Origin of the sequence: Carboxydothermus islandicus, from assembly GCF_001950325.1 — a bacterium.
GTDB classification, from domain to species: Bacteria; Bacillota; Z-2901; order Carboxydothermales; family Carboxydothermaceae; genus Carboxydothermus; species Carboxydothermus islandicus.
The window spans coordinates 123328-148427 of the sequence record NZ_BDJL01000055.1 but is presented as its reverse complement, the minus strand read 5'-3'; the positions used below and the strand labels follow the sequence as shown (position 1 = coordinate 148427).

Below are 25100 nucleotides of genomic sequence, written 5' to 3'. Positions count from 1 at the left end.
AATTTAGAGAGAAAATTATACTCATTAAAAGATTGTTCAATATAAAACGGTAAAATTACTCTATGAGAGTGCCTGGTTAATAACTTAAAAGCAAAAAAAAGCTTACAAAGCAAAAAGCATAATTTATGGTAATTACCTTGACAATTCTGCATTGAAATTTTAAAATAATGACAAAGAATTTGGCGATGGGGCTCGCCAGAAACGCCTTAAAGGCTAATGGCTCCTACCTTTTTGGTTAATTAAAGGTAGGAGCTTTCTTATTTTGCAACCAAAAAAAGGGGGTGCGGAAATGAACTACATAGCTGTTGCTATAGGTGGTTTTTTTGGTGCAGTGATTAGAGACCTAATTGGCAAAATTATTGTTGCTAATATTTTCCCGGTTGGTACATTAACCATTAATCTTTTAGGAAGTTTTTTTCTGCTGTTCTTAACGACCATATTTTTAGAAAAGGTTAATATAAGTGATACGGTGCGTTTAGGAATTACTTCCGGTTTTTTAGGGGCGTTTACTACTTTTTCAACTTTAGCCAAGGAAACTTATGTTCTATTAACTCAGGGAAAGTTCTTCGTTGGATTTGGCTATATTGTTTTATCCCTTGGTGGCGGCTTTTTTACCGGTATATTAGGGAGAGCTCTGGCCCTTTATCTGGCTAATTTAAATATAAATGTAAAGGATGAGGGGTAAATGATAGATTTAATCTTGATTGGTTTTGGTGGTAGTATGGGTGCTGTTTTACGTTTTACCTTAACTAAAAAAATAGGGGAACGCTACCAGGGGGATTGGCCATTGGCGACGTTTTTAATAAATTTAATTGGTTCCTTTGGCCTTGGTTTATTATACGGGTTAAAATTAAATCAAGTAATATGGCTTTTACTCGGTACAGGTTTTTTTGGGGGATTTACGACTTTTTCTACTTATATTTATGAGGCAATTTTTCTTATGGAAAAAGGGTTGTTTTGGAAAAACGTGAATTATTTACTTACATCAATATTCACCGGGGTAGTTTTCTTTGCTGCGGGGATGGGGTTAGCAAATTTTTTTGAGGGAGGCGTTTAAATGAGTAAGGCAAAATTACTCAAAATTTATGTGGGTGAAGCAACCAAACATGATGGGAAAAATGTGGTTCAGCTAATAATAAAAATTTTAAAAGAAAATAAAATAGCCGGAGCAACGGTGAGCAGGGGTATTATGGGATATGGAGCCGATGGCATAATTCATGGAACGAAATTACTTGAACTTTCCGCAGATCTACCGTTGATAATTGATGTGGTCGATAGCGAGGAGAATATTCAAAAAGTTCTCCCCCAAATTTTAGAGGTTTTACCCAAAGGATTATGTTTTACCCTGGATGTGGATGTGCATTTTTATGGTACTAAAGCAAAGTAAAGGTTTATTTCTTTCCTTGACTTGAACTAAGGTTGGCGGTTATATTAAAAAAGAGACTTTTTAGACGAGGGATGAGATGAAAGCAATAAAATTTTTTGCTTTTTTTATCCTGCTTTTATGCCTGAAAACTATAGCACTGGCAGAAGAGCCACAAATTGTTGGCCGGGCTGCAGCGGTTATAAATGTTTATTCCGGAAAGTTTGTTTATTTTAAAAATGCCGACCAAAAAATGTATCCAGCAAGCACTACCAAAATAATGACTACCTTAATTGCTCTGGAAAAAGGAAATTTATCCGACAGGGTTTATATCGATAAAGAAGCGTGTTATGTTGAAGGCTCGGCCATCTGGCTAAATCCCGGGGAACAATTAAGCTTGGAAGATTTATTATATTCGATTATGCTTAATTCTGCCAACGATTCGGCGATAGCGGTGGCCAAATATATTGGTGGTGATGTGGCAACTTTTGTGCAGGAAATGAATGATAAGGCCAGGAAATTAGGGGCAAAAAATACCCATTTTGTCAATCCCAATGGCCTTCCCAACGATGACCACTATACCACCGCTTATGATTTAGCGCTTATTGCGCGGGAAGCAATGTTAAATCCCAAATTTCGGGAGATTGTGGCTACCAAAACCAAGGTTATCGATAGAGATCCAAAATATTTGCGGCTTTTAATTAACCATAATAAACTTTTATGGCGTTATGAGGGGGCCAATGGCATTAAGACCGGATACACTATAAAAGCCCGGCAATGCCTGGTGGCTTCAGCAGAGCGAAATGGAGACGAATTTATTGCTGTTATTTTAGGTAGTGAAGGAAGAAATGTTTATGATGATGCGAAAAAACTTTTAGATTACGCATTTAATAATTTTAAAACAGTAAAACTCATTTCTAAAGGGCAGGAATTTGGGAAGGTAGAGGTGGCAGGGGGCAAAGAGCCGGTAAAACTTATAGCAGCAGAAGACCTGTATGATACTGTTAAACGGGGCCAGGAACCTCAGTTTGATTATCAAAAAGAGGTGGTAAAGCTCCAGGCTCCGGTAAAAGCGGGCCAGAAGGTAGGGAAGATTGTAGTAAAGGAAAAGGAAAAGGTTGTTGGGGAAGTAAACTTAGTTGCCTTTAATTCCGTAGAGCCGACCCTTACATACAGCAAAAGAAAGTTAATTTATCCCGGGATTCTTTTTTTAGCGGGATTACTTTTAACTTTTCAATTTATTAAAAGATATGGTAGAATAAAGCCAAAGTATTAAGTCTTTGGCTTTTCTTTTTGGGGGTAGGTAGTTAATGCACCACCTCTTGAAGATTGTTTTAAAAAGAATGGCTATTGCGTTTATCAGCTGGGGGGTTGGGCTACTTTTAATAGTAGGCTACAGTTACCTTATGTATTATCTTTATATTAAGTATTCTCTCTGGCACATGTTGAGTGGTGCCGTGCTTTTTTGGGGTGTTTTATATTTTATTATTGATTTTTGGGGGTTATTTATTGGATTTGATGAAAATACTGTCAATGAACAAAAATAATCAAAAATAAGATAAAGTTTTAAGAAAAAGGACGGGTTTTATGGAGAGCATCTTAAGTCAAGTGGGAAAAAAACTTCGTGAAAGTGATTATAAGCTTACTCCGCAGCGGGAAGAAATCTTGCGGGTATTAATTGAAAACCAGGATAAGCATTTAAGTGCGGAAGAAATTTTAGGGCTTGTTAAAGAAAAATCTCCGGAAATTGGTTTGGCTACCGTCTACCGCACCCTTGAAATTTTATATTCTTTAGGATTGGTGCACTGTATGGATTTTGGTGATGGCCGCAAAAGATATGAATTTGAGCTTCTTGAAAGTAAATCGCACCAGCATCATCATTTAATATGTTTAAATTGTGGAAAAATTGAAGAGATTGAGGAAGATTTATTGGAGGAACTGGAAAGGGAAGTATATAAAAATAAAGGTTTTGTTGTAACCAATCACCAGTTAAAAATTTATGGTTTTTGCAGAAATTGTGCGCCCAAAAAGGAAGGGGAGATTTAAATGAGCTGGTTAGAAGGGGAATTTAAACCCCAGAATAAGGGTGTGGCCAAGGTTTTAGGCGAATTAGAAGCAAGAGTTATGGAAATTATCTGGGATTTAGGGGAAGCAACGGTAAAGGACGTTCACCAGCTTATCAATCAAGAGAAAAAGCTTGCCTATACCACTATTTTGACCATCATGGGCAGGCTTGCCGATAAGGGACTTTTAATCAAAAAAAGCATTGGGCTTGCCCATTCTTATACGCCGGCGGTAAGCCGGGATGAATTTTATAATAAAGTTGCCGAAACGGTAGTGGATGGACTTTTTGAAGAGTTTGCCGAACCTGCTTTTACCCATTTTTTGAAAAAGGTAGAGAAGGATCCGCAGAAACTTGCGGAGCTGGAAAAAATGTTATTAAAAATTAAAGAACAGCAGGGGTAATATGAGCTTTGAATTAGTCCATACTTTTTTTCTTTATGCTCTTTTTGGACCTCTTTTCGGTTATACTTTGTTATTATTAATTGGCAAAAGGCTTTTAAAAGATAACAGTTATTTTTGGAGTGAGATTTTAACCATACCGCTATTAATTCCTGTCCTGGCAGTAATAATTTACTGGGGAAAACCCTGTCCTCTTTTAACTTTTACCAGCACTCCTTTAAAGAATATAGGGGAATTTTTGTGCTTTTTTGGGAATATAGCTGCCAGATATTTTACTCCTGTCTTTGTATTTGCAGCTTTTTACGGTATGCACGAGATTATCCGGCCCTATTTTACATTTAATCGGTTTTTAAAAACTCACCGGCTAAAGAATAATGAGCGGTTAAACGGTATTCTTGCTGAACTTAAAGAAAAAATGGGGATAAAAAAAGAAGTTTTTTGTTATCTTGTCTCCGGTAATATCACCATTTTTACTTTTAAATTTTATAAACCGGTGATAATTATCGGGGAAGAGTATGCTAAAAGCCTGGATTTTGAAGAATTGAAGGCGGTCCTTGCCCATGAACTTGCCCATATTAAAGCAAAGGATAGCCTGATTATTAGTCTTTGTCAGTTTGCTACCTACCTTTACTTTTTCGTTCCCGGGCTAAAAAAGTATTTTGAAAAGATTCTGTTGTTTCGGGAGCTTAGAGCCGATAAAGTTGCTCTTGGCTATTTAGGGAAAAAGGAGCCTTTGGCCAGGGCTTTGGTTAAAACTTACAAATTTGAGACGAAGGGGTCATGGATCGGTTTTGCTTTGGAATTGGGAGGGGATTTTGAAATAAGACGAATGCAGGCCATAATCGAGAGCGATTTAAAAATTCCCCGGCGCAATTTCGCTTATATTGCGGTGTTGACTTTAATCGTAATTTTAAGCCTAATCTTCTTGTACTTTATTTGTTAAACGGCATTAAAACCTCCGCTTTGGAGGTTTTAATTTTTTTGTAACATTTTTGTAACTACAAATTGTAGAAATTAATTTATAATTAAGTTGAAACTACAAATTAGCGGGTGAGGCAATGAAGATTGGGCATGTAGTTTTACGACAGATGCGGGAAAAAAAGGCCAAGGTTTTTTTAATGGTTTTAAGTATTGCCATTACCATTGGGGGAATCGGGGGAGTTTTACTTACAACTTTTAATCTGCAAAAGGAAGTAGCCGATTATTATGACACAATTGGTGCAAATATTTTAATTGTACCTGATAAGCTTTCCCGGGGGAAGGCCTTTGATGGTGTTCCCTTTGCCGAGCAAAACCTAAGGGGAATTGATTTGACACTTCCCGACAAAATTAAAACCATTAAAAATAAAGAAAGTATCAGCATAATTTCCCCTAAGGTAGTGGTGAAGGCCACGGTAAACAACCGGGAAGGGGTGGTTTTGGGAGTAATTTTTGCGGAAGAGTTAAGAGCAAAAAAATGGTGGCAAATAACAGGACGTAAACCGCAAACTGGAAGAGAAGGGCTGATTGGGGAAAATCTTTACGAAAAACTTGGAAGACCGGCCAAGGTAAAGGTTAATGGGGAGGAATTTGTCATCACCGGAGTGATTAAAAGGACAGGGAGCTTTGAGGATAATAGTTTATTTTTAGATCTGAAAACCGTTCTTTCCATGTTTAAGTTAAACTCTTATACGTTTATTGAGGTAAGTGCTTTGTGTTCCACCTGTCCGATACCGGAAATAGTTAAACAAATCAAAGCGCTGGACCCTGCGATAAAGGTCTCGGCAATGGCGGATGCTATTTTTGACCGTAAACTTTTGGTTGAAAATTTTGGAAGTTTCAGCAAACAGATGGCTTACGGCCTTTTGGTATTAGGCGTTGGCAACTTTTTAATTTTAACTTTTAGTCTTTTTAAAGAAAGGGAAAAGGAGTTATTGATTTTTAGAACCCTCGGCTTTAACAAGTTAAAGATTTTTAATTTGTATGGCCTGGAAATTTTAATTGTACTTTTGGTTAGTGAAGTTTTAGGTAGTTTATTAATGATAGGACTGGCATTGGTCTTAGCCAGGATGTTGGGAATTGTCGGTGCCCAGCTGTTTTCCTGGCAGTATTTGAGTTTTGCCTTAATCGGTGGGCTAATTTTATGGTTAGCGGTTTCGTTGCTACCGGTGGTAAAGGTTTCCCGGTTGGACCAGCAGGAAATTTTAAGGGAGTATTAGGAGGAGAAAAATGGCCTACATTCAAGTGGAAAGCGTTAGCAAGAAGTATGTAAAAGGCAATGTAGAGACCAGAGTGTTAAAAGATGTGAGTTTTCAGGTGGGTAAAGGGGAATTCTGGATTGTGGCGGGGCCTTCGGGTTCCGGCAAGTCAACCTTATTAAGCATCCTTGGAAGCTTAAATGAGCCGGATAGTGGTAGGGTACTGGTGGATGAGCTGGACCTGTTTAGCTTAAGTCATGATGAGCGGGCACTTTTTCGGTTAAATTATCTTGGCTTTATCTTTCAAAACTTTCATCTTTTACCTTACCTAACTGCTTTAGAAAATATTTTATTACCTACCCTGGCGTATCCCCACAAAATAAGTAAGGAAAAAGAGGCGCGGGAGCTTTTAAAAATGCTGGGGCTTGAGGGTAAAGAGGGAAAATACCCCAAGGAGCTTTCCGGAGGAGAACAGGAGCGGGTGGCTATAGCCCGGGCACTTATCATGGAGCCGGAGATATTGTTAGCCGATGAGCCCACGGGTAACTTGGATAGCAAGACCGGAGAGGAAGTTATGAAGATTTTTGCCGAATTAAACCGCCGGGGTAAGACAATTATCATGGTAACTCATAACCTTGACCATCTCCAATATGCTACCCATGCATTATTTTTAAAAGATGGCGAGGTTTTGGAAATAAAAACTTTAAAGGAGGCGAATTAAATGGGCAAAAAGGAAGAATTTTTAAGACAAAAAAATAGCATGCAAAAAGCTCTGAAAATTATCATTGCAGTCCTGGGGATCATTGCCGTAGGATTAACGGTTATGCTTTTTATACCTGCCAAGAAGAAAAAAGAAGGTGCCTATTATGCCGCTGAAATTAATTATTCCGGGCAGGAGATTCAAATGACCGATATTCCAGCGGTGGTCAATAAGGAAGGAAAAATAGAAATACCTTTGGAAGATGTTCAAAAATACGGTATAGTCTACGTGCCTTACAGCCCGACCAAACCGCTGACGGCGTTTTTCTTAAATGACGGAAGATTGGCGGTTGCAGTAAGCATCTGTGAACCGTGTCAGGGATACCGGTTTAAAATTCAAGATAATGCCCTGGTTTGCATGACCTGCGGTACGCGCTGGTCGTTGTTAGACGACTTAAAAGGAATTGATGGTGGTTGTACCGCTTATCCCCCCGATGAAATACCGTACGAAGTGAAAGACGGGAAAATTTTGGTAGATAAAAATATTGTAGATGCCTGGCAGCCGAGGGTTTAATATGAGAGGTTTGAACGTTAGGAGCTTCTTTTTAGGCCGGCGGAGTCGGGTAGTTTCTAAAGCCCTATTAGTTTTGTTGGTTTTTGCTCTTTTTCTTACCATCGGCTTAACAATAAGCAATTTAAACACATATTTGCAAACGGAAAGGGAAAAACGGGGTCAGCGGATTGCCGTGACCGCTGCTACCGAGCAGTTCAGTTTTACCTACCATAATATCACCTTGGTTTCAGGAAATTACCAGTTAAACTTAATTCCGGAAAGTAAAGCTCTAAAGTTTTACAATACTTTTAAACAGCAAATTATCGTTTATGCGCCAAAGAAAGTTCGGCTTTTTACGGTTAATGGTCAAAATACGGCTGTAATTTATCTTGATTTTTTAGAAGAAAGGAAATATCGGCCTTACTGGGAGGTTTTAGGTAAATATCCTGAAAGAGCAGGTGAAATATTAGCAGGATCTGATGTTGCCCGGGAATATAAACTTAAGGTTGGGGATTTAGTCGACTTTGGGGCTTTTAAAGGAAAGGTAGCAGGAATCTTAAAGCCTACCGGTAAAGACGAAGACGGGTTTTTCTTTGCAAGCCTTTATGAAAGCTCTGCTCCTCCGGACTACTTTCTCCTTCAAGCTATTTTAAAACCGGGGGATGACACGGTAAAAGCTAAAGCTTATGAGTTTTTTCCGGATTTAAATATTAACTTTCTTACGGGACCAGAAGAGCAGCGTTTTAACCTCCTTTTAAGGTACCGGGTATTTGGTAGTGTCTTAGCGGTTGTTCTTTTAATAATGGGATTTCTTTTGGTAAAGTCGTTTTTGGAAAATGACCTTCTGGGAAGAAGCCGGGAAATAGGAATTTTTACAGCTTTAGGCTTTAAACCAAAGGTTATTGTAAAAATAATCTTAATAGAAGATTTACTGGCGGTTTTTTTAGGAGTTCTGATAGCCTGGCCGCTGGGATTGATGGTTACCAAGATAATTTTACAAAAGTTAGCCATTCCTTATCAGGTATTGATAAGTGGTATAAACATTGCGTTTTTTGCAGCGTTTTTAATTGCCGTGGCGATAAATTATTATAAATTAGGGAAGATTTTAAGGTTACCGATAATTGAACTTTTAAGAGGGAATGCCGGGGATTAACCCGGCATTTTTTGTTGCAAGATTTTTTGAAAAAAAGGATAATGAAAAAGAGGAGAGGTGACTGGGGATGGGTACCGTCAAGTTATCCCTGGATTTTGAAGACCGGGTAGGGTTAGTTTTGGATGTTTCCAGGGTTATTTCTGCCAGAAATTTAAATATAATCACCTTTCAAGTGCTTCCCGGAAGAATGTTTTTGGAGATTGAGAAAACGGATAAAAAAACTATAAATCAAATTATCGATGACTTAAAAAATATTCCCAAGGTGTTAAAGGTTCATCCCATAGAAATAATGCCCTATGAGCAAAAGGAACAGCAGCTTAGAGCTGTTCTTGATACGGTTAATGAGGGCATAATAGCGATCGATAGTCACGGAATCATTTCTATATGCAATCAAAGCTGTGCTGAAATTTTCGGTATTCCGGTCGAAAAGGTTATTGGGCAGAATGTGGGTAAGCTTTTAGCAAAGGATATACCCATGCTAAAAACGTTAAAAACCGGTGAAAGTTACAACAACCAGGAAATAATTATTAATGTTGAAGGTAGACGCCTTCATTACCTTACTTCCGGACGACCGATAAAGGACCGGTTGGGCAATATTGTAGGGGTGGTTGCGGTTTTAAAGCCCATGTCAGAAGTCCGGGAGCTGGTATATGCCATAACCAAACCGTCGTTAAACAGCTTTAATGATATTATCTATGCTTCGGAAAAAATGCGCTTTGTGGTAGAAATGGCCCAGAAAGTAGCAAAAACCGATACCACGGTGTTAATCCGGGGGGAATCGGGGACCGGCAAGGAGCTATTTGCCCGGGCAATTCACCTGGAGAGCCCGAGAAGAACCAAACCTTTTGTTCCCTTAAACTGTGCGGCGGTTCCGGAGAGTTTGCTGGAATCGGAACTTTTTGGCTATGTGGAAGGGGCTTTTACCGGGGCAAAAAAGGGAGGAAAACAGGGGCTTTTGGAGTTTGCCCATGAAGGGACGTTGTTTTTAGATGAGATTGCCGAACTTCCTACCCACCTGCAGGCCAAACTTTTGCGTGTCCTGCAGGAAGGGAAGGTGCGTCGGATTGGCGGTCAGGAAGAAATACCGGTGGATATTAGAATAATTGCTGCAACGAACCGCAATTTAGAGGGAATGGTCCGGGAAGGAAAGTTCCGGGAAGATTTGTATTTTCGCTTAAATGTTTTTCCCCTTCAAATTCCGCCTTTAAGGGAGCGGGTGGAAGATATTGAAGTGTTGGCCTACCATTTTTTAAATACTTTTGCCAAAAGGCGGGGAATACAAAACTTTGAAATAACGGAAAACGCCTTAAATAAGCTTAAAAGGTATAGCTGGCCAGGCAATGTGCGGGAACTGCAAAACGTCATTGAACGGGCCTTGACCTTAGCGGACGATGGAGTTATCGAAGACAAAGATATTATTTTAGATAACCCCCAGAAGACCCATTTTGTGGTCCGGACTTTAGAAGAAGCGGTTAACCAGGTGGAAAAAGAACTTATTGAAAGGGCATTAAAACAGTATCCCTCCATCCGGCAGGCGGCCAAAAGTTTGGGGGTAACCCATACTACCCTGCGCAATAAAATCAAAAAACTAAAGCTTACCGATAAGATAATGGAATAACTTTAAATATTCTTCAATCACTACTATAGTTTGCCTTAATCTTAACAATCCGCGGGCGTTTGGCAGTTCACCGGCGGGGTAGACAACGGTGGCGTTAATCCCCCGGTCGGTATACATTTTTTTAACCCGCAAAGTATGATAGGCAGAGGTGACCACTAAAATTTTTTTCCAGCGGTTTTGGTAATAAATATTGGCGGTTAATAAAACGTTTTCATAGGTGTTTTCGCTGCTGCTCTCCAGTAAAAGAGCCGGGGCGGGAACACCTTTTTTTAGCGCTTCTTTGGCCATGACGCTGGCGTCTTTTGGTTCTCTGGTAAAACTGCCTCCCGACAGGAGAAGATAACGTCCATAATCGTTTTTCCAGAGGTGAATACCTAAATTTAACCTTTCCCGGGTACTCTCGCCTAAATCTCCCTTCTTAGTAAGGCCTCCGCTTAAAACCACGACGGCATCGGCAGGCTGGGGACTTTCCTTAATTGTTAAAGGTAAGGCAAGATAGTAATTTAACGGGAAAAACCAGGCGGCAATTAAAAAAATTAAGGTAAATCCAAGGAAGGCAAAAATAATTTTTTTTAAGTTCATATTCTCACCCGGAAAAAAGATTCTATTTTTTAGGCAAAAAAACCTTTTTTTCGCATAAATTTTTACAAACTATAGCTTTTGGAGGGGTAGGATGGAGGCCGTAGGTGTTGTTGGGAGTCCAAGGCGCCGGGGAAACACCGAGTATTTGGTCAAGTATTATTTAAAACAACTTACCCAAGAGCTGTCCACGGGAATAATTCCCCTGGCGGAACGAAAAATTGCTGCTTGCAGGGGTTGTAGAAGGTGTCAGGCAACGGGAGAGTGCCAAATCCAGGATGATTTCCAGGGAATCTATCCGATAGTTGTTAAAAGCAAAATCCTGGTTTTGGGAACACCGGTTTACTACAGCAGCATGTCTCCTCTGCTTTCGGCGTTTTTAAGTCGTCTTGGCATGTTATCCTCCAGCAGGGGTCGAGAGTTAGGCGGGAAAATAGGGGTGGGAATTGTCACGGGAAGAAGAGCAGGCCACAATATGGTGTTGGCCCAGTTATTGCAGTTTTATTTTTACCACGGCTTGATCATTCCCGGAGGTCCCTATTGGACAATAGGTTTTGGAGGAGGTAGAGGGGAAGTAAAAAACGACCGGGAGATATTTACCGTACTAAATGCCCATGCGGCTTTTACGCTAAAGATCTTTAAAAAACTGGGGGGAGAATAGTGAAGGAGTGGGGTCTTGCCCTTGGGGGTGGCTTTTTAAGAGGGGCTGCTCACATTGGAGTACTGAAAGTTCTGGAAAAAGAAGGTCTAAAACCTTCAATAGTATCCGGCACCAGTGCCGGTGGGATTATAGCCCTTTTATACGGAGCGGGGTTGTCACCCAGGGAGATGGAGGAGCTTGCTCTTAAAATAAAATCCCAGGACCTTTATAACTGTTTATTTACCCTGGGAGTAGGGATTTCTATCATAAGTTATAATTTATTAAAGCTTTTTGGCTATCAAAATAATAAATTAAAGCTTCCTTTAGGAATCTTTAGACCCATTGGTTTGCTGCAAAAAATTGCAAAGGAATTAGGAACCCTTAATATAAATCAATTAAAAGAACAGGTTGCGGTGATAAGTGTAGACCTCTATTCCGGCAGAAGGGTGGTATTTGGCAATTTTCCCGGGGATTTTCTACGGGGAATAAACGATTATATTGCTGTCCGGGATGCTTTATTAGTGACTGTTTTGGAAGCGACTTCGGCAGTTCCCGGAATTTTTACTCCGGTAAAATTTAATGGCTACTTGTTAACCGATGGGGGAGTTGTGGAAAATGTGCCGGTAAGAATTTTAGCTAATTTAGGTTACGAAAAAATTATTGGCGTTGCCTTGACAAACCCTGAGGAAAATAAGTACCATATTAAAAACATTATTGATGTGCTGGGAAGTTCAATGGAGATAATTATGACTTCCAATACCGAAAAAGATGTGGAACAATTTGCCGATCTTGTTCTTAGGCCTAAAGTTTCGGGGATGGATTGGAATGATTTTACTTTAATCCCCTGGGCCATTCGGCAGGGAGAAGAAGAGGCTTATAAAAATCTTGACAAAATTGCAAAAATTGTTTCTTAGAAAGAGGTCTTAAATGAATTTCGATTTTACGCCAATTCCTGCAGTTTTTTGCAAAAAATTAAACCGCTTTGTAGGTGAAGTGGTTTTAGAGGAAGAAAAGGTGTTGGTCCATATTCCCAATTCCGGCCGACTGGCGGAAATTTTAACTGAAGGGCGGTTGGTGTATTTACGGGAAGGCAAAAATCCTGGCCGAAAGTATCAATATGACCTGGTTTTAGCGCAAATGCCGGAATCTTTGGTTTTAGTTGATAGCCTTCTTCCCAATAAAATTGCGCAGGGGTTGTTAGAGAAAGGTATTATAAAGCCTTTTTTTCATGAGGTAGATCAAATAGTAGCGGAGCAGCCCAAGGGGCAATCCCGCTTTGATTTCAAAGTTCAACTTCGGGAGGAGACCGGTTTTATTGAAGTAAAATCGGTTACCCTGGTGGAAGGGAAGTATGCTCTTTTCCCCGATGCCCCAACTCCACGGGGAGTAAGGCATTTGGAGGAATTAAGAGTTTTATCTTCTCAATATTTAACAGCGGTGGTTTTTTTAATTTGCCGGGAGGATGCAGAAATCTTTAAACCAAATGATAAGTGTGACCCAAAGTTTGCTTCAGCGTTAAAAAAGGCGGCACTGGCGGGGGTCTGTATTAAAGCTTACCGTTTAAAGTTAGACTTAAAAGGAGTTTACTTTGACCGGGAAATGGAGGTAGTTTTATAATTACTAAAAAAATCCTTGGGGTTAGCCTTGGAAGCTCGCGCCGGGATTTTGCCTTTACTTTAAAAGTGGGAAATACCACTTTTTTTGTGAAAAGAACCGGTACCGACGGGGATATAGACCGGGCAATTAAGTTATTAAAAAACGAGGAGTATGATGCGGCGGGAATTGGAGGAATAAATTTTTATTATCACCTGGGAAAGAAAAAATACCCCCTTTTAGAGGCCCAAAAAATTAAAAAGGTAACTTCCAAACCTATGGCGGATGGAAGCTTTATTAAACCTCTATTGGATTTAAAGGCAGTAGAATTTATCCAAAAACTGCAATTGCTACCTCAAAATTTTAACGCACTTCTTACTTCCTATTTGGACAGGCCCTGGTTATATGCTGGATTAAGGAAGGCGGGGGCAAGAAAAGTTTTGATTGGGGATGCGGCTTTTGCCCTCAAGTTACCCCTTTTTTTCCCGGGGGAAAAACTTTTTACGATAGCAGGAATATTAACTTTACCGATACTGAGAACAATACCAATAAAATACCTTTATCCTTTGGGGGCAAAGCAGGAAAAAAATACCCCACGCTATCATAAAGTTTTTAGCCGCTGTCAGGTGGTGGCCGGGGATTTCCACTTTTTGCGGCGGTATTGTCCTGATTTAACGGGAAAAGTAATTATCACCACTACTTTGCGGAAGGAAGATATAGCTTTTTTAAAAAGCAAAGGGGCTTTGGCGGTAGTAGGTTCGGGTGGGGATTTTCAGGGAATAAGCCCGGGAGCCAATCTTTTAGAAGCTATGGCCTGTGCTTATTTTAAGAAAAATCCCGGGGAAATTATCCAGGAAGAGTATGCAAATTTTTTAGAGGCTATTTCCTATAAACCACTGGTTCAAATATTTTCGAAATAAAAAAAGTAATTGATGAAGGAGGCAACGAAATGAAGGAAATTTTAAAAACCGGTATTGGGAGTATGCCACTGGTAGATGCCACAAAAAACCTGGAAATTATCAAGGAAGCGTTACCGCAAATACCCCACTGGCCCCAGATGCCCCAGCGGGGTGTGGCGGAGCATTTTGTTTTTCAGTTTTTACGGCCTTTAACGGAAGTGGGGTTACTGCAGGTAGAAGGAAATAAAGGAATTTTTAAGAAAGATGAAACCTTTCCCGAAAAATTAACTTTCTTTTATGAAAAGTATTTTGAAGCTCTTGAAAAAAGGGATTATGCTTTTTTTGCCATGCCCCGGGAAAGTGGCGAAGGGCTTTATCTTTTGGTGGAAAAATTTAATGAGTATTTTCCCCGGGCCCGGGCGGTAAAAGGGCAAATGGCCGGCCCTTTGAGCATCTTGCTTACCCTTACCGATGAAAACAAGATACCGGCCTTTTACGATCCGGAGATTCGGGAAGCGGTGGTTAAAACCCTGGTTATGTCGGCCCGCTGGCAGGTAAATTATTTAAAAACTACCGGAAGGAAGGTTTATTTGTTTGTAGATGATCCGGCAATTGCCAATTACGGTAGTTTCACCCATCTCACTTTAAAACGGGAAGAGGTAGTAGGAGTACTCAAAGAAATCATCGATGCTATTTTAGAAGAGGGAGGAGTACCGGGGGTCCACTCCTGTGCCGGTATCGACTGGTCAATTGTAACGGAAGCTGGAGCACAGGTTGTATCGGTAGATGCTTTTAACTATCTTGATTCCCTGTTTCCGTATAAAGAAGAAATTAAAAGTTTATTAAATACCGGGGGAATTTTAGCCCTGGGGATTATTCCTACCGGCCCGGAAATAGAAAATTATAGTTTAGAAGACCTCTACAGGGATTATGAACAAAAAGTTAATTTGTTAAGGGAAATGGGAGTAGTTTCGGATAATTCGAATATCATGCTAACTCCGGCCTGTGGCACAGGGCTTTTACTTCCGGAGCATGCGGAAAAGATATACGGCCTTTTGCGGGATTTTGGAAAGGAAATCAACAATGATTGATTTACACGTACACACCGTTTATTCCGGGCACGGGGAAGGGGAGTTTGAGGATTATATCCAGAAAGCCCGGGAAAAAGGAGTTACGGAACTTGGCTTCAGTGAACATTTTCCTATGGCGTTATATGGAAAAGACTTTCCGGGGTATTCCATGGAGGTTAACGATTGGCCTCAGTATCTAAGAAGGCTTTTTAAATTAAAGGAAAAGTACCCTTTTTTAAAAATTGGTCTGGAAGTGGATTATTTTCCTGAAAGTGAAGAGGAAATCAAAAAAGCTTTAAAAGGTTTACCGGTGGATTATCTTATTGGCTCGGTTCACTTTATAGACAACTGGCCTTTTGACGATCCCGCGGAAATTGAAAGCTATCGAGGTAAAGATTTAAAAGAGCTGACAGCAAAATATTTTGATTTAGTTAAAAAAGTAATTAGAATGGGGATTTTTAATGTTATCGGCCACCTGGATTTAATAAAGAAATTTGGCCTAATAAGCTTGGAACTTATTATACCCCACTTACCAGAAGTGCTGCGGGAGTTAAAAAATTCCGGGATGGTGCTGGAAATTAACACCGCAGGCTTACGCTATCCGGCTAAGGAGCAATATCCAGGTAAAATTATCATTGAGGAAGCGGTAAGGGAAAAAATTCCTCTGACGCTCGGCTCCGACGCCCATAAGCCGGAGCACCTTGCCTATAAATTTCCGGAAATTTACCAGATGTTAGAGGAAATTGGCGTAAAAAACCTTACAACTTTTGCAAATCAAAAAGCCCGGGAAATTCCTTTAAACCGCCCGTAATTGGGCGGTTTTTTTTGCCTTCAAAATTTCTGTGATAAAAGTCACACTTTTAAGCAGGATTTTTTTTACCTTTGTAGAATTGAATAGTGGAGAAAAGTGGTTTAAAGTGGTGCAATTTTGGTTAAGGTGGGGAAGCCAATGTTTATGGGGGAGTATTCCCATACCATGGATGCCAAAGGTCGGGTTTTTATTCCGGCCCGCTTCCGCGAGGAGCTGGGAGAAAGGTTTATTGTCACCAAAGGACTGGATCATTGCCTTTTTGCCTTCCCCCAGAAGGAATGGAAAGTGATTGAAGAGAAAATAAAAGCGCTTCCCTTTACCAATCAAGATGCCCGGGCCTTTGTCCGGCTGTTTTTTGCAGGAGCCGCCGAGTGTGAGCAGGACAAACAGGGCAGGGTATTGCTGCCCAACCATTTAAGGGAATATGCCAGACTTGATAAAGAGGTAGTCATCGTAGGGGTTGGTACCCGGGTGGAGATTTGGAGTCAGGAACTCTGGAACAACTACTGTAATGGAGCTCAGGCCGCTTATGAAGAAATTGCCGAAAAAATGGTTGACTTTTTATTATAGAGGGATTTAATATGGAGTTTTCCCATGTACCGGTGTTACTTGAGGAAACAATTGAACATATAAACCCCAAAGCCGGCGGGGTATATGTGGATGCCACTCTGGGTGGCGGGGGCCACAGTGAGGAAATCCTAAAAAGGGCTGACTGCCGGGTAGTGGGATTGGATCAGGATGAAGATGCTTTAAACCACGCCGCCAAAAGGTTAGCTCTTTTTGGTGATAGATTTATTCCGGTTAAAAGCAATTTTCGCAACATAAAAAAAGTAGTTTACCGCCTGGGTTTTGATGCGGTAGATGGGGTATTAATGGATCTGGGGGTTTCCTCTTTTCAACTGGATAATCCTCTAAAAGGCTTTAGTTTCCAGCATGATGGTCCTCTGGATATGCGTATGGATCCTCAAAACCCAAAGACAGCAGCAGATGTGGTAAATACTTATCCCGAAAAAGAACTAATAAGAATTTTTTACGAATACGGGGAAGAAAGGTATGCCCCGCAAATTGCCCGGGCTATTGTAAAACGCCGGGAAAAAAAACCTTTTACCTCTACTTTAGAACTTGCCGAAGAAATAATCCGGGCTGTGCCGGCCAAAGCCCGGCGGGAAAAACATCCTGCCCGAAGGGTTTTTCAGGCCATAAGAATTGAAGTTAATGATGAGTTGAGAAGTTTAGAAGAGGGCTTGGTGGGTGCGGTGGAAGTTTTAAAGCCCGGGGGCCGGATTGTAGTAATAACCTTTCATTCTCTGGAGGACCGGCTGGTAAAAAATTTTTTCCGACGGGAAGAAAATCCGTGCGTTTGTCCCAAGGACTTTCCTGCATGCGTTTGCGGTAAAAAACCAAGGCTTAAAGTTATTACAAAAAAACCGGTAGTTCCAAGTCGGGAGGAAATTGAAAAGAATCGCCGCGCTCATAGTGCCAAGCTTAGAGCTGCGGAAAAATTATCTTTAGCATAAAATAAAAGGAGCGTGAATAAGTTGGTATTGGCAAAAGAAAAACCGGTGACCTTAGAACAACCTAAAATCAGAAAAAAACCCCAAAAGGACTTAATCTGGGGGTTAAAAATTTGGGCCGTAGGAGTCCTTTTTCTCTTTTTGTCCGGGGTTTCTTTTGCCACCGTTTTTGCTTATAGAGCTTCGCTGGGTTACGAGATTGCCCGGCTAAAAAAAGAAGTTAATGCCTTAAAAATCCAAAACGATGCGTTAAAAATGGAGATAGCCTCAATTGACAACAGCAAGGAAATTGAAAAAATAGCCCTATCCCGGGGAATGGAAAAAGCGACCGACAATGTTATGTATGTTGCAATCGAACTGCCGGAGCAAAAAAAAGAAATTCCCAAACCAGAAAAAAGCGGGAATCGGTTAATTGCTTTATTAACCCGCGTATTTAACCGTTAGGAAGAAAGCCGAAGGAGGCTGTTGTTTTGCAAAATTATAAAACAATTTATAAAAAAAGAAGCGGTGCATTGTTCTTACTTTTAGCTGCTTTTGCCTCCATAATCATTGTGAGGCTTTTTTATTTGCAGGTGATAAAAGCCGATACTTTAAGAAGTGAAGCTTTAGCCGACCGGCAAAGTGAAATAATTCTACCGCCGCAAAGGGGAAATATTTATGATCGCAACGGAAATTTATTAGCCCAGTCCATCAGTGTAGAATCTTTAGTAGCAAATCCCAAACAGCTGATGAAATATTATTACGATGAAACCAAGGAAGCTCCTCCAGAAGATAAGGAAAAGGATGAGAAAAAACTTAAACCCAAGCCGTTAGGCTTACTGGTAGATAAGTTAAGCCAGATTTTAAATTTAGATGAAAAAGCCAAGGAAAATTTACGCCAAAAACTTTCCAATACCCGGAGTAGTTTTATTTGGATAAAGAGAAAACTTTCCTACGATGAAGCCAAAGCTTTAAAAAAGCTCTTAGCAGATAAGGAAGATGAGGTTTATACTTATGGCCTTGAATTAGTGGAGGAAACCAAACGGTATTATCCCCATAATGATTTTGCCGCCCATCTGTTAGGTTATGCTGGTACCGATAATCAGGGGCTTGCCGGTCTTGAATTGAGCTTGGATAAGTATCTAAAAGGTATCCCTGGCCGCCTGGTCACCGAAAAAGACGCCAGGGGTTTAGAGATTCCTGAATCTTCTTCCTTATACATTCCTGCCCGGCCCGGAAACAATGTTTATCTCACCATTGATGAAACAATCCAGTATTTTGTGGAAAGAGAGCTGAATAATATTGAAAGTCAGTTAAATCCTGCTTTAGCGATGATTATCGTCATGGATCCCCAGTCGGGTGAAATTTTAGGGATGGGTTCTCGGCCCAACTTTAACCCGAACGAATTTGCCAAATATCCGGCAAAGGTTCGGGAAAAAAACTTTGCAATATGGTATAATTATGAGCCGGGCTCGACCTTTAAAATTATTACTTCGGCTGCGGCTCTGGAAGAAGGCGTAGCTCATTCCAATGACCGTTTTTATGATCCCGGTTATGCTGTGGTAAACGGGCGGAAGATTAGATGCTGGAGTAAAACCCCTCACGGCGATCAGTCTTTTGCGGAGGTTATCCAAAACTCTTGCAACCCGGGGTTTGTCAAGGTTGGTTTGAGTTTAGGGAAAGAGCGGTTTTACAAGTACATTAGAAGCTTTGGTTTTGGAGAAAAGACGGGGATTGAACTTCCCGGGGAGCAAAAAGGTCTTATTATTCCCGAAAACAAAGTAACCAATGTTAACCTTGCGACAATTTCCATCGGGCAGTCAATCGCAGTAACGCCAATCCAGCTTATCCGGGCGGTTTGTGCTGTGGCCAATGGGGGTAAACTTGTGGAACCTCATGTGGTAAAAAAAATTGTTGACCAAAGGGGAAAAACAGTTCTTGAAAATAAGCCCCGTTATATAAAACGGGTGATTTCCGAAGAAACCGCCAGGACATTAAGAGAGCTTTTGGAGCGGGTTGTTTTAAAGGGAACGGGTGCCAAAGCCTACATTAAAGGCTTTCGGGTGGCCGGTAAAACGGGAACCGCTCAGGTGGTTTCCCCTACCGGTGGTTATGCACCGGGAAAATATGTGGCTTCTTTTGTTGGCTTTGCCCCGGCGAATGACCCCAAGTTTGCCGCTTTAGTGGTAATTGTCGAACCCAATTCACAGGTTTATTACGGCGGCCAGATAGCTGCTCCGGTTTTTAAAAGTTTGGGGGAGGATATTTTAAGATACATGGGCGTAAAGCCTCAGGAAGATCCGGAACCGGCGAAAACCGAAGGGCCAATTGAAGTTTTTCCCGAAGAGGTAAGGGTACCTGCTTTAGAGGGTTTAACCCTCTGGGAAGCCCAGAAAAAGATTATCGAAAACGGGCTGATCTTTAAGGTGGAAGGGCAGGGACCAAAGGTAGTAAAGCAGTCGCCGGAGCCGGGAGTTATTGTTCCCGAAGGTACCGAAATTACCTTGACCCTTGGCCAGGGAAAGGGAGATACCGAGAAAGTTGTAGTTCCCGAACTAACGGGTCTTACCTTTGATGAAGTTAGTGAAATTTTAAAACGAGTAGGACTTGGTTTTCGGTATATTGGTTCCGGGGTTGCGGTAGAACAAAGCATCAGCCCTGGAACGGTGGTGCCGCCCGGGACTGTGGTGGAGGTAAAATTTAAGAATTAGGCCACAGCCCCCTGGGGGCTCTTTGTTTATAATTAAAATAGCAATTAATGGCAAAAATAATTAAAAAGGAAGTGGCCAGTATGAAAATCGCGGAGTTAATTGAGATTTTAAAGCCGATAATAACCAGAAACGGTATAAATTGGGCGGAGCTCGAGGTAACGGGGATTGAACAGGATTCAAGACAGGTAAAACCGGGAAATATTTTTGTGGCGATAAAAGGTTTTACCGCCGATGGCCATGATTTTATTGGTAACGTTATTGAAAAAAAGCCATCACTGATTGTGGCCGAGGAAGAGCGGCCTGGAATAAAAGCGGTAAATCACCTTTTAGTTAAAGATAGTCGGCAGGCTTTAGCCCTTTTAGCCCGGACTTTTTACGGTAATCCGACGGAAAAAATTAGTGTTATCGGGGTAACCGGGACCAACGGTAAAACTACCGTTACCCACTTAATTACCTCACTCTTGGAAAGTTTTGGCTACAAAACCGGGTTAATAGGTACGATTTACAACCGTATTGGCGAAAAAATACTTCCGGTAACCAATACTACCCCCGATGCTTTGAGTTTACAAAAGCTTTTTTCCGAAATGGTAAAGAGCGAAGTTTCCTACGTAGCTATGGAAGTATCGTCCCATGCTTTGGTCCAAAAGCGGGTTTTAGGAATAGATTTTAAAACCGGGGTTTTTACTAATTTAACCCAGGATCATTTGGATTTTCACGGTTCCATGGAAAACTACTTTAATGCTAAAAAGGAGCTTTTTAAAATTTTGGCGGAGCAAAAAGCCTTGCCGGGAGTGATCAATAAGGATGACCTTTACGGCCAGAGGATTTTAAAAGAAGTAGCCCATCCTTTTGTCACCTACGGTATTAAAGAACAGGCCGATATTACCGCTAAAAACGTTGAACTTACCAATAGCGGTACCGCTTTTACCCTTTGCTATCAGGAGAAAGAATATCCGGTAAAGGTAAAACTTCTCGGGCTTTTTAATGTTTACAATATTTTGGCGGCGGTGGGGACCCTTTTAACCTTGGGGTATTCTTTGCCCGATATTGTTAAAAATTTACCTTTGTTAAACCCCGTCCCCGGACGCTTTGAGTTAATTGATGAAGGACAGGATTTTGCGGTTATCGTGGATTACGCTCACACTCCCGATGGTTTGGAAAATATTTTAAGGTCGGTCAGGGCAATTACTCCCGGAAGGGTTATTTCGGTCTTTGGTTGCGGGGGCGATAGGGATAAGAGCAAGCGGCCTAAAATGGGCAGGATTTCCGCAACTTTAGCGGACATAACGATCATTACCAGCGATAATCCACGGACCGAAGACCCGGAGGCAATCATCAGCGAAATCGAAAGAGGATTTTTTGATGCTTTGCCGGGAAAATACCTTAAAGAGGTTGACCGGAAAAAAGCTATTAAGACCGCTCTTTTGCTGGCCAAGCCCGGGGATACCGTGGTGATTTCCGGAAAAGGGCATGAAGACTATCAAATAATCGGAACGACCAAATATCCTTTTGATGATCGGGTAGTGGCCCGGGAAATACTGCGAGGGGAACGGCGATGAGAAAAATTTTAGCTTCTACCATTGCCCGGGTAACCGGAGGAGTATTGTTAGGTGAAGACCGGGAGTTTAGCGAGGTAAGTACCGACACCCGGACGCTTAAGCCTTGCGCTTTATTTGTAGCTTTACATGGAGAAAAGCGGGATGGGCATGAATTTGTACCGGATGCGGTAGCCAGAGGTGCGGCAGGAGTTGTTGTTGAGAGATTTTTTTCCATAAATGTAACCCAGATTGTGGTTAAGGATACTTTTCGGGCTTTACAGGACCTGGCATTGTATAATAGACAAAAAGGGGGATTAAAAGTCATCGGAATTACCGGTAGCAACGGCAAAACCACCACCAAGGATCTGGTAAAAGCAGTATTGCGGCAAAAATATAACGTGTGTGCTACGGAAAAAAACTATAATAACGAGTTAGGAGTGCCTTTAACTCTTTTAAATTTTGACGAAAATACCGAGGTTGGAGTGGTAGAAATGGGTATGCGGGGCCTGGGAGAGATAGATGCTCTCTGCCAGATTGCCCGCCCCGATATCGGTATTATAACCAATATCGGAGAAGCGCATCTTGAACTTTTAAAAAGCCAGGAAAATATTGCCCGGGCGAAGAGCGAATTAATTAAAAATTTACCCGGGGATGGTGTGGCGATTATTAACGGCGAAAGTCCCTATATTAAAGACATTGTTGCCAACATTCCCGTAAAAAAGTATTTCTTTGGCCATCGAGCCGGTGATTTATACATAAAGAAGTTTTTTCAGGAAGATGATGGGCTAAGATTTAGTACCGGAGGTGTTCTTGAAGAAGAGTTTTTTCTACCGCTTTTGGGAGTTCACAATGCGGTTAATGCTTTAGCGGCAATTCTGACGGCGTTGACTTTAGGGGTTAAGGTGCCGTTAATAAAAAAAGGACTTTCGGAAGTAGAGCTTACCGGAATGCGTCTGGAAATTCAATTCATAGGAAGCATGAAAATCATAAAAGATTATTACAATGCCAGTCCCACCTCTGTGGAAGCGGCCCTGAAGGTTTTGGCAGGTACCGGGCAAAAGGGAAGAAAAATTGCTGTTTTAGGAGAGATGTACGAGCTGGGGGATTTTGAAATCACGGGACACCGAAGGGTGGGAGAGGTGGCTTCTAAACTTGGAGTGGACTTTTTAATTACCGTTGGGCCAAAGGCGCGGGAAATTGGCAATGGGGCTATAGCCTGCGGTATGAGCCCGCAAAATATTTTTCATTTTGCTACCAAAGAGGAAGCGGGAAGTTTTTTACTAAACTTTTTAAAACCAGAGGATACCGTTTTATTAAAAGCTTCCCGCGGGATGAAGTTTGAAGAACTATTTGCCACAATAGAAAGAGGTTGGTTTAGCAATGGTAATCACTAAAGGGGTTACGGCTTTGCTGGTTTCCTTTTTCGTAGCTTTAGGGGGAGGTATGGTTTTAATACCCTGGCTTTTAAAGTTAAAGATCGGCCAAACGGTCCGTACCGAAGGCCCCGAACGCCATTTAAAGAAATCCGGGACTCCCACTATGGGCGGAATTATCTTCCTGTTAAGTTTGGTGGTAACGGTGGTGGTTTTTCAGGCCTTTGATGCCAAAACCCTACTTTTGTTAGCAACTACGTTACTGTTTGGTTTACTGGGTTTTTTAGACGATTATCTTAAAGTGGTTTTACGCCGACCTTTGGGGTTAAGAGCCCGGGAAAAGCTCCTGGGCCAGGTGATTTTTTCTTTAGTATTGACTTTTGGTGCGGTGGCTTTTTTAGGACGGGGAACCGACTGGTATATTCCTTTTAGTCGGTTGCTTTTAGGAGAACCCCGGTACCTGGAACTGGGGAATGTTTTCTTTTTTGCCGCTACAATTTTTATTATGGTTGGCTTTGCTAATGCAGTTAATTTAACCGATGGTGTAGATGGACTTTGTTCCAGCGTAACATTAATTGTGATGAGCTTTTTTGCGATGACTTCTTTAGCGTTAAAGGAAAAGGGGTTATTTGTTTTTGCCGTTGCTTTAATGGGAGGTTTAATGGGCTTTTTAGTTTATAACCGGCATCCGGCAAAGGTGTTTATGGGAGATACCGGCTCGCTGGCTTTAGGAGCAGCGGTGGCGGGATTTGCGGTTTTAACCCAAACGGAACTTTTTTTACTGCTGGTAGGTTTAATTTATGTTGTGGAAACCTTATCGGTTATAATCCAGGTGCTGGTATACCAGCTAACCGGTAAAAGGGTATTTAAGATGAGTCCGTTGCATCACCATTTTGAATTATCCGGTTGGTCGGAAAACAAGATTGTACTGGTTTTTTCTTTGGTAACTTTAATAATGGTTTTAATCAGCGGTTACGGGCTGTAAAATGAAAGGCAGAAAGGAGAAGGTACGATATGGGTTTATATACCAATAAACGGATCCTGGTGGTTGGAGCGGGAAAAAGCGGACGAGCGGCGGCAGCTTTTTTAATAAAACGGGGGGCAAAGGTAGTATTAACGGATAAAAAAATGAGCCTGCCGGTGGATGAAGAACTCAAGAAGCTGGCGGAAGAAGGAGTGGAACTGGTTTTAGGGGGTTATCCGCTGGTAAAAGATTGGGAACTCTTGGTGGTAAGCCCCGGAGTGCCGCTAACCGAAGAGCCTGTTGTTTACTCTTTAAGGGAAGGAATACCGGTTATTGGGGAAATTGAACTGGCGTATGGGGAATTAAAAGCTCCTGTTATTGCGGTAACCGGCACTAACGGCAAAACAACTACCACTTCCTGGATTGGTGAAATTCTCAAAGTTGCCGGTTTTAAAACGCTGGTTGCCGGGAATATAGGTTATCCTTTAATAGAAGCGGTGGAAGAGGAATGGGATGCGGTTTCTTTAGAAGTGAGCAGCTTTCAATTAGAGACGATAAAAAGTTTTAAGCCCAAAGTGGCGGTGCTTTTGAACCTTACTCCCGACCATTTAGACCGGCATAAAACTTTAGAAGGTTATCGGGAAGCCAAAGCCCGAATATTTATTAATCAAGACAGTACTGACATTACCGTACTAAATTATGATGACCCCCGGATAAGAAGCTTAAATAGTAAAACATCCGGGAGAGTGTTTTTCTTTAGCCAAAGGGAAGAATTAGAAGAGGGTGTTTTTGTCAGAAAGGGCAAGATTGTGGTTAGAAGCTTAGGAGAAGAATATGAAATTATTAATATAAAGGACTTACCTCTTCCTGGACCTCACAATTTAGAAAATGCTTTGGCAACGGTGGCTGCTTGCTGGAGCTTTGGAGTTTCGGGCAAAAATATTGAGCGAGGATTAAAGAATTTTCAAGGGGTGGCTCATCGTTTAGAAAAGGTAGCTGAAATAAATGGTGTATTGTATGTTAACGATTCTAAAGGTACCAACCCCGATTCTACAATCAAAGCCCTAAACTCTTATGAGCGTCCGATAGTTTTAATTGCCGGGGGAAGAAACAAAGGAAACTCGTTTAGTGAGCTTGCCCGGGAAATAAGAGAAAAAGTCCGGTGTACTGTTTTAGTGGGAGAATGCCGCGAGGAGATAAAAGAGGCCTTAGAAATGGTGGGTTACGATAAATATGTTATTGCCGAGAGTTTTGAAGATGCAGTGAAAAAAGCGAAAGAGTTGGCTCAGCCGGGGGATGTAGTGCTTTTATCACCGGCGGCAGCCAGCTGGGATATGTTTAAAAATTATGAAGAACGGGGAGAGTTGTTTAAAAGGCTGGTTTTAAATATGGTGGAGGGATAA

28 protein-coding genes and 1 riboswitch are annotated in these 25100 nt (G+C 41.3%); of the genes, 27 read left to right on the top strand and 1 reads right to left on the bottom strand.

Features of this window, described 5'->3' with window-relative positions:
- The first annotated feature begins 172 nt into the window (after nt 1-172).
- Nucleotides 173-233: riboswitch (Fluoride riboswitch) on the top strand.
- A 56-nt stretch (nt 234-289) separates the two neighbouring features.
- The 13 genes from ciss_RS08915 to ciss_RS08855 all read left to right on the top strand — a co-directional run bounded on the left by ciss_RS08915 (nt 290) and on the right by ciss_RS08855 (nt 10026).
- The gene (locus ciss_RS08915) at nt 290-685 is read left to right on the top strand and encodes a fluoride efflux transporter FluC (RefSeq protein WP_075866014.1); all 396 of its coding nucleotides are present in this window, start codon (nt 290-292) and stop codon (nt 683-685) included.
- Nucleotides 686-1057: a fluoride efflux transporter CrcB gene (crcB, locus tag ciss_RS08910; protein ID WP_077177532.1), complete on the top strand. Its 372-nt coding sequence runs from the start codon at nt 686-688 to the stop codon at nt 1055-1057.
- Nucleotides 1058-1387, top strand: coding sequence for a DUF190 domain-containing protein (locus ciss_RS08905; protein ID WP_075866013.1), 330 nt, complete (start codon nt 1058-1060; stop codon nt 1385-1387).
- 76 nt (nt 1388-1463) lie between these two features.
- The gene (locus ciss_RS08900) at nt 1464-2639 is read left to right on the top strand and encodes a D-alanyl-D-alanine carboxypeptidase family protein (RefSeq protein WP_075866012.1); all 1176 of its coding nucleotides are present in this window, start codon (nt 1464-1466) and stop codon (nt 2637-2639) included.
- A 34-nt stretch (nt 2640-2673) separates the two neighbouring features.
- Nucleotides 2674-2910, top strand: coding sequence for a hypothetical protein (locus tag ciss_RS08895; RefSeq protein WP_075866011.1), 237 nt, complete (start codon nt 2674-2676; stop codon nt 2908-2910).
- A 40-nt stretch (nt 2911-2950) separates the two neighbouring features.
- Nucleotides 2951-3409, top strand: coding sequence for a Fur family transcriptional regulator (locus ciss_RS08890; protein WP_075866010.1), 459 nt, complete (start codon nt 2951-2953; stop codon nt 3407-3409).
- A complete protein-coding gene (locus ciss_RS08885) occupies nt 3410-3829 on the top strand; it encodes a BlaI/MecI/CopY family transcriptional regulator (RefSeq protein ID WP_075866009.1) in 420 nt (139 codons plus the stop codon).
- A gap of 1 nt (nt 3830) precedes the next feature.
- Nucleotides 3831-4769 carry a M56 family metallopeptidase gene (locus ciss_RS08880; protein ID WP_075866008.1) on the top strand — a complete coding sequence of 313 codons (939 nt, stop codon included), beginning with the start codon at nt 3831-3833 and terminating at the stop codon, nt 4767-4769.
- A 115-nt stretch (nt 4770-4884) separates the two neighbouring features.
- Nucleotides 4885-6024 (top strand): ABC transporter permease, encoded by a 1140-nt coding sequence (locus ciss_RS08875; protein ID WP_075866007.1) that lies wholly within the window; start codon nt 4885-4887, stop codon nt 6022-6024.
- Between the two features lie 10 nt (nt 6025-6034).
- Entirely contained in the window at nt 6035-6724 is a 690-nt protein-coding gene (locus tag ciss_RS08870) for an ABC transporter ATP-binding protein (protein ID WP_075866006.1), read from the top strand.
- The gene (locus ciss_RS08865; RefSeq protein ID WP_075866005.1) at nt 6725-7276 is read left to right on the top strand and encodes a Fe-S-containing protein; all 552 of its coding nucleotides are present in this window, start codon (nt 6725-6727) and stop codon (nt 7274-7276) included. It abuts the gene before it with no gap.
- 1 nt (nt 7277) lies between these two features.
- Nucleotides 7278-8408: an ABC transporter permease gene (locus ciss_RS08860; RefSeq protein WP_075866004.1), complete on the top strand. Its 1131-nt coding sequence runs from the start codon at nt 7278-7280 to the stop codon at nt 8406-8408.
- Between the two features lie 67 nt (nt 8409-8475).
- The gene (locus ciss_RS08855; RefSeq protein WP_075866003.1) at nt 8476-10026 is read left to right on the top strand and encodes a sigma-54 interaction domain-containing protein; all 1551 of its coding nucleotides are present in this window, start codon (nt 8476-8478) and stop codon (nt 10024-10026) included.
- Here ciss_RS08855 and ciss_RS08850 read toward each other — a convergent pair.
- Nucleotides 9997-10608, bottom strand: a complete 612-nt coding sequence (locus ciss_RS08850) for a YdcF family protein (protein WP_075866002.1) — start codon at nt 10606-10608, stop codon at nt 9997-9999. The two genes, ciss_RS08855 and ciss_RS08850, sit on opposite strands and share 30 nt — an antisense overlap.
- Before the next feature lie 91 nt (nt 10609-10699).
- On the opposite strand from ciss_RS08850, the gene ciss_RS08845 reads away from it, so the two are divergent.
- From ciss_RS08845 to murD, 14 genes are all read left to right on the top strand, one after another.
- Complete coding sequence (locus ciss_RS08845; protein ID WP_075866001.1) at nt 10700-11266, top strand: flavodoxin family protein; 567 nt, start codon at nt 10700-10702, stop codon at nt 11264-11266.
- Nucleotides 11266-12159: a patatin-like phospholipase family protein gene (locus ciss_RS08840; protein ID WP_075866000.1), complete on the top strand. Its 894-nt coding sequence runs from the start codon at nt 11266-11268 to the stop codon at nt 12157-12159. Before ciss_RS08845 ends, ciss_RS08840 begins: the two co-directional genes overlap by 1 nt.
- A 13-nt stretch (nt 12160-12172) precedes the next feature.
- Entirely contained in the window at nt 12173-12862 is a 690-nt protein-coding gene (sfsA, locus tag ciss_RS08835; protein WP_075865999.1) for a DNA/RNA nuclease SfsA, read from the top strand.
- Nucleotides 12859-13758: a DUF8754 domain-containing protein gene (locus ciss_RS08830; protein WP_501161888.1), complete on the top strand. Its 900-nt coding sequence runs from the start codon at nt 12859-12861 to the stop codon at nt 13756-13758. Before sfsA ends, ciss_RS08830 begins: the two co-directional genes overlap by 4 nt.
- Nucleotides 13759-13787: 29 nt before the next feature.
- Nucleotides 13788-14828, top strand: a complete 1041-nt coding sequence (locus tag ciss_RS08825) for a methionine synthase (RefSeq protein WP_075865997.1) — start codon at nt 13788-13790, stop codon at nt 14826-14828.
- Nucleotides 14821-15618, top strand: coding sequence for a histidinol-phosphatase (locus ciss_RS08820; RefSeq protein ID WP_075865996.1), 798 nt, complete (start codon nt 14821-14823; stop codon nt 15616-15618). The genes ciss_RS08825 and ciss_RS08820 overlap by 8 nt, the downstream gene beginning before the upstream one ends.
- 138 nt (nt 15619-15756) lie before the next feature.
- Complete coding sequence (gene mraZ, locus ciss_RS08815) at nt 15757-16188, top strand: division/cell wall cluster transcriptional repressor MraZ (RefSeq protein ID WP_075865995.1); 432 nt, start codon at nt 15757-15759, stop codon at nt 16186-16188.
- Nucleotides 16189-16199: 11 nt separating this feature from the next.
- A complete protein-coding gene (gene rsmH, locus ciss_RS08810; RefSeq protein WP_075865994.1) occupies nt 16200-17135 on the top strand; it encodes a 16S rRNA (cytosine(1402)-N(4))-methyltransferase RsmH in 936 nt (311 codons plus the stop codon).
- 21 nt (nt 17136-17156) lie between these two features.
- Complete coding sequence (locus ciss_RS08805; protein ID WP_075865993.1) at nt 17157-17576, top strand: FtsB/FtsL family cell division protein; 420 nt, start codon at nt 17157-17159, stop codon at nt 17574-17576.
- A gap of 26 nt (nt 17577-17602) precedes the next feature.
- Entirely contained in the window at nt 17603-19822 is a 2220-nt protein-coding gene (locus tag ciss_RS08800) for a stage V sporulation protein D (RefSeq protein ID WP_075865992.1), read from the top strand.
- A gap of 80 nt (nt 19823-19902) precedes the next feature.
- Nucleotides 19903-21381 (top strand): UDP-N-acetylmuramoyl-L-alanyl-D-glutamate--2,6-diaminopimelate ligase, encoded by a 1479-nt coding sequence (locus ciss_RS08795; RefSeq protein ID WP_075866019.1) that lies wholly within the window; start codon nt 19903-19905, stop codon nt 21379-21381.
- Nucleotides 21378-22754 (top strand): UDP-N-acetylmuramoyl-tripeptide--D-alanyl-D-alanine ligase, encoded by a 1377-nt coding sequence (locus ciss_RS08790; protein ID WP_075865991.1) that lies wholly within the window; start codon nt 21378-21380, stop codon nt 22752-22754. Before ciss_RS08795 ends, ciss_RS08790 begins: the two co-directional genes overlap by 4 nt.
- On the top strand, nt 22741-23718 hold the full coding sequence (mraY, locus tag ciss_RS08785; RefSeq protein WP_075865990.1) for a phospho-N-acetylmuramoyl-pentapeptide-transferase: 978 nt from the start codon (nt 22741-22743) through the stop codon (nt 23716-23718). Before ciss_RS08790 ends, mraY begins: the two co-directional genes overlap by 14 nt.
- Nucleotides 23719-23747: 29 nt before the next feature.
- On the top strand, nt 23748-25100 hold the full coding sequence (murD, locus tag ciss_RS08780; RefSeq protein WP_075865989.1) for a UDP-N-acetylmuramoyl-L-alanine--D-glutamate ligase: 1353 nt from the start codon (nt 23748-23750) through the stop codon (nt 25098-25100).

Bases quoted from the DNA above. Each gene is read 5' to 3' on its own strand.
- ciss_RS08915 (WP_075866014.1), top strand. From the start codon at position 290: ATGAACTACATAGCTGTTGCTATAGGTGGTTTTTTTGGTGCAGTGATT.
- crcB (WP_077177532.1), top strand. From the start codon at position 686: ATGATAGATTTAATCTTGATTGGTTTTGGTGGTAGTATGGGTGCTGTT.
- ciss_RS08905 (WP_075866013.1), top strand. From the start codon at position 1,058: ATGAGTAAGGCAAAATTACTCAAAATTTATGTGGGTGAAGCAACCAAA.
- ciss_RS08900 (WP_075866012.1), top strand. From the start codon at position 1,464: ATGAAAGCAATAAAATTTTTTGCTTTTTTTATCCTGCTTTTATGCCTG.
- ciss_RS08895 (WP_075866011.1), top strand. From the start codon at position 2,674: ATGCACCACCTCTTGAAGATTGTTTTAAAAAGAATGGCTATTGCGTTT.
- ciss_RS08890 (WP_075866010.1), top strand. From the start codon at position 2,951: ATGGAGAGCATCTTAAGTCAAGTGGGAAAAAAACTTCGTGAAAGTGAT.
- ciss_RS08885 (WP_075866009.1), top strand. From the start codon at position 3,410: ATGAGCTGGTTAGAAGGGGAATTTAAACCCCAGAATAAGGGTGTGGCC.
- ciss_RS08880 (WP_075866008.1), top strand. From the start codon at position 3,831: ATGAGCTTTGAATTAGTCCATACTTTTTTTCTTTATGCTCTTTTTGGA.
- ciss_RS08875 (WP_075866007.1), top strand. From the start codon at position 4,885: ATGAAGATTGGGCATGTAGTTTTACGACAGATGCGGGAAAAAAAGGCC.
- ciss_RS08870 (WP_075866006.1), top strand. From the start codon at position 6,035: ATGGCCTACATTCAAGTGGAAAGCGTTAGCAAGAAGTATGTAAAAGGC.
- ciss_RS08865 (WP_075866005.1), top strand. From the start codon at position 6,725: ATGGGCAAAAAGGAAGAATTTTTAAGACAAAAAAATAGCATGCAAAAA.
- ciss_RS08860 (WP_075866004.1), top strand. From the start codon at position 7,278: ATGAGAGGTTTGAACGTTAGGAGCTTCTTTTTAGGCCGGCGGAGTCGG.
- ciss_RS08855 (WP_075866003.1), top strand. From the start codon at position 8,476: ATGGGTACCGTCAAGTTATCCCTGGATTTTGAAGACCGGGTAGGGTTA.
- ciss_RS08850 (WP_075866002.1), bottom strand. From the start codon at position 10,608: ATGAACTTAAAAAAAATTATTTTTGCCTTCCTTGGATTTACCTTAATT.
- ciss_RS08845 (WP_075866001.1), top strand. From the start codon at position 10,700: ATGGAGGCCGTAGGTGTTGTTGGGAGTCCAAGGCGCCGGGGAAACACC.
- sfsA (WP_075865999.1), top strand. From the start codon at position 12,173: ATGAATTTCGATTTTACGCCAATTCCTGCAGTTTTTTGCAAAAAATTA.
- ciss_RS08825 (WP_075865997.1), top strand. From the start codon at position 13,788: ATGAAGGAAATTTTAAAAACCGGTATTGGGAGTATGCCACTGGTAGAT.
- ciss_RS08820 (WP_075865996.1), top strand. From the start codon at position 14,821: ATGATTGATTTACACGTACACACCGTTTATTCCGGGCACGGGGAAGGG.
- mraZ (WP_075865995.1), top strand. From the start codon at position 15,757: ATGTTTATGGGGGAGTATTCCCATACCATGGATGCCAAAGGTCGGGTT.
- rsmH (WP_075865994.1), top strand. From the start codon at position 16,200: ATGGAGTTTTCCCATGTACCGGTGTTACTTGAGGAAACAATTGAACAT.
- ciss_RS08795 (WP_075866019.1), top strand. From the start codon at position 19,903: ATGAAAATCGCGGAGTTAATTGAGATTTTAAAGCCGATAATAACCAGA.
- ciss_RS08790 (WP_075865991.1), top strand. From the start codon at position 21,378: ATGAGAAAAATTTTAGCTTCTACCATTGCCCGGGTAACCGGAGGAGTA.
- mraY (WP_075865990.1), top strand. From the start codon at position 22,741: ATGGTAATCACTAAAGGGGTTACGGCTTTGCTGGTTTCCTTTTTCGTA.
- murD (WP_075865989.1), top strand. From the start codon at position 23,748: ATGGGTTTATATACCAATAAACGGATCCTGGTGGTTGGAGCGGGAAAA.